Here is a 3179-nt window from a genome sequence, read left to right as displayed (position 1 = left end):
GCCTGGCCTTGGCACTCGCGCAACCGATGCCGGGAGAGAGCAGGGCCGTTCCGCCCCTGGGTCGCCCACCGGGCGGCACGCTCTTCGTCGTCGGCAGCATCGCCGAACCCTCCCGCGCGGCGGCCGCCGTGCTGGCAGCGGGCCGCGGCGTGCGACATGTCGCGATTCCTGCAAACCTCCTGCGACAGGTCGTCGCCTCTCACCTGACGGCGGAGATCGCGGAAACCCTGGCGGGCGGATCGGACGTGCTGGTGACGATCGCGCAGGAGGAGAGGGCAGACCTCTCCGAGGGAGCGGTGATTGCCGCGGGTCTGGCGCGGTTTCTGGCGCCGGCTTCCGCCGCCTTCGGCGCGCTTTTCGCGACCGGGGGAGAGACCGCGCGGTGCCTTCTGCAAGCCTTCGGGGTGACTGCCATTCGCCTGGTGGGAGAGGTCGAACCCGGCATGCCCTGGGGAATGACCGAAGGCGCCGTGCAGTGCCCGATCGTGACCAAGGCCGGGGGGTTCGGAGACGCCCAAACGCTCCGGCGCTGCCTCAACCATTTGCGTGATTTGCGACGACAGGAGAACGACCGATGACCTCAACCCAGGATACGCGCCCCATTGTCGCGATCACCATGGGGGATGCCTCGGGCGTCGGACCCGAGGTCATCATGAAGGCGCTGGCGCGTCCCGAGATTTACGCGATGTGCCGGCCGCTCGTCGTGGGCGATGCCGCGCGGCTGCGCGAGGCCGGTAATATGTGCCAATTGTCTTTGAACGTTGAGCCGCGCGCCTCGGCGGCCGAGGGCAGCTATCAGGCGGGAACGGTCGACTGCATTGACCTCGGCCTGATCCCGTCGGGCCATCCCTTCGGCAAGCTTTCCGCCCTCTCGGGCGAGGCCGCCTATCGCTATGTGGAACGTGCAACGGCGCTGGTCTCGGCGCGTGAAGCAGATGCCATCTGCACCGCGCCGCTGAGCAAGGAGGCGCTGCACATGGCCGGGCATATCTATCCCGGCCATACCGAGCTGATCGCGGACCTGACCGGCACGCCCGAGGTGTCCATGCTGCTGGTCTCGCCCAAGCTGCGCGTTGTGCATGTCACGACGCATATCGGGCTGATCGACGCCATTCGCCGCATCGAACCCGGGCTGGTCGAGCGCACCATCACGCGCGGATATGAAACCCTGGCGGCCGCGGGCATCGCCAATCCTCGCATCGGGGTTTGCGGTATCAACCCCCATGCCGGAGAGAACGGGTTGTTCGGCTATGGCGAGGAGGAAGAGAAAATCGCCCCCGCCGTGCGCGCCTGTCAGGCGCGCGGCTGGCAGGTCTCCGGGCCGCTACCGGCCGATACGCTGTTCTTCCTGGCGGGTCGTGGCGACTACGATCTCGTAGTTGCCATGTATCACGACCAGGGCCATGGGCCGATCAAGGTTCTCGGGCTCGAATCCGGCGTCAATGTCACCATCGGCCTGCCGGTCGTGCGGACCTCTGTCGATCACGGCACCGCCTTCGATATCGCAGGCACGGGGCGCGTGGACGAAGGGTCCATGGTGGAGGCCTTGCGCCAAGCCGTGCAACTGGCCCCGGCGCGGCGCGCGGCGGTCTGACGTCTACCTGTCTTGGGCCAGCCGAAAGCCGGTGAACTGCCAGCGGGCGGATGGTGGGAAGAAATTGCGGTAGCTGAGACGGTCATGCCCGCGCGGCGTCGCGCAGGACCGGCCGCGCAGGATCATCTGATTGATCATGAACTTGCCGTTGTATTCGCCGAGCGCGCCTTCCTCGGCCCGGTAGCCGGGGTAGGGCGCATAGGGGCTGGACGTCCATTCCCAGACATCCTGCCGCACACCTTTTGCCAAAGGCCCTGGATGGGTCCGCGCGCCCCTCGCAGCCGGGCTCGCCGCGCGGTGCAAGCGTGCCGCCACCTCCCATTCGAATTCGGTGGGCAACCGCCGCCCGGCCCATTCCGCATAGGCCGCCGCTTCGAAATAGCTGATATGGGTCACCGGTTCGTCGTCGCGCACCGGCTGTAAACCATGCAGTGTGAAGACCTGCCAATCCCCAGCATGCGCCCGCCAATACCCCGGCGCCGACCAGCCACCGGACTGCGCGGTTGCCCAGCCTTCCGACAGCCATAGGTTCGGGCGTTCGTAGCCGCCATCCGCCATGAATTGCCGGTATTCGCCATTGCTGACGGGCCGGTCAGAAATAGCCACGGGCCGCAGCAGTGCGTCATGCAGCGGCCGCTCATGGTCGAAGGAGAAAGCGCCGTCACGCTGCGGATCATAGCCGACGCGATAGATGCCGCCCTCGACAGTCCACCAGCCCATTGGAGGCGCGGCACCAGCCAAGCGCGGCGAAGGGTCGGGTGTGTAGACGGGTAAAAGCGGTGACAGCGAAAAGGCGTGCTTGATATCGGTCAGCAGCAATTCCTGGTGCTGCTGCTCGTGATGCAGCCCGAGCACGACGAGTTCCGCCACGGCCGCGTCGCAGCTCTCCAGAAGCCGCTCCATCGCGGCATCGACATGGGCACGATAGGCGGTAATGGCCTCCACCCCCGGCCGGCTGAGCATGCCGCGCGATGGCCGCGGATGGCGCGGGCCCACGGCCACGTAGTAGGAATTGAAGACATAGCCGAAGCTCGGATCAAAAACGCGGTAGCCGGGCAGATGCGGCACGAGCAGGAATGTCTCGAAGAACCACGTCATATGGGCGCGATGCCACTTGGTCGGGCTCGCGTCCGGCATGGACTGGATCGTCTGATCTTCCGCGGACAGGGGGGCGGCCAGATCTTCGGTGTCACGGCGGACCTGCCGATAGAAATCGAGGATCTGCGGATGGGAGGACCTCTGCGAGGAGGTCTCGGCGTGATCGAGCATTCCTTGTCCTTTCGGCGGTGCGCGGTACGGGGCGTTAAATAGTCAGTCCTCGGCTGGAGATAAGGGGTGCCAGGCGGCCCCGGGGGTCAGCCATCGCTTCGTGGCAGGCGGTTCCAGGCATAGGCCGTACGGCGGCGCCACGGCAACCGTCGCTGAGGCAAACTTGCTCATTTCGGAACATTATTGTCAGCAACACGAGAGTATTGAACACTTGGCCGTGTGCTCTCTTGGGATCCTCCGCCCCGAGCGCCAGCTTCCGACTGCGGGCCAACCCGCTGGCGAGTGACGGAGGAAAATGATGCGTGCAATCTACAAA

Annotated in this window: 3 protein-coding genes; 2 read left to right on the top strand and 1 reads right to left on the bottom strand. The window is 66.0% G+C overall.

The genetic code is table 11. The features are described 5' to 3' along the window. Nucleotides 1-578, top strand: a 578-nt coding sequence (locus VL752_RS00635; RefSeq protein WP_325351792.1) for a nucleotide-binding domain containing protein, incomplete at its 5' end; no start/stop codon positions are given. Then, nucleotides 575-1594, top strand: coding sequence for a 4-hydroxythreonine-4-phosphate dehydrogenase PdxA (pdxA, locus tag VL752_RS00630; protein ID WP_325351791.1), 1020 nt, complete (start codon nt 575-577; stop codon nt 1592-1594). The genes VL752_RS00635 and pdxA, both read left to right, overlap by 4 nt. Nucleotides 1595-1597: 3 nt before the next feature. Here the strand turns inward: pdxA and egtB are convergent, their stop codons facing one another. Beyond that, complete coding sequence (egtB, locus tag VL752_RS00625; RefSeq protein ID WP_325351790.1) at nt 1598-2863, bottom strand: ergothioneine biosynthesis protein EgtB; 1266 nt, start codon at nt 2861-2863, stop codon at nt 1598-1600. Nucleotides 2864-3179 lie beyond the last annotated feature (316 nt).

It is taken from the genome of Acidisoma sp., assembly GCF_035492295.1.
GTDB lineage: Bacteria > Pseudomonadota > Alphaproteobacteria > Acetobacterales > Acetobacteraceae > Acidisoma.
This window is presented reverse-complemented; position numbering and strand designations above follow the sequence as displayed.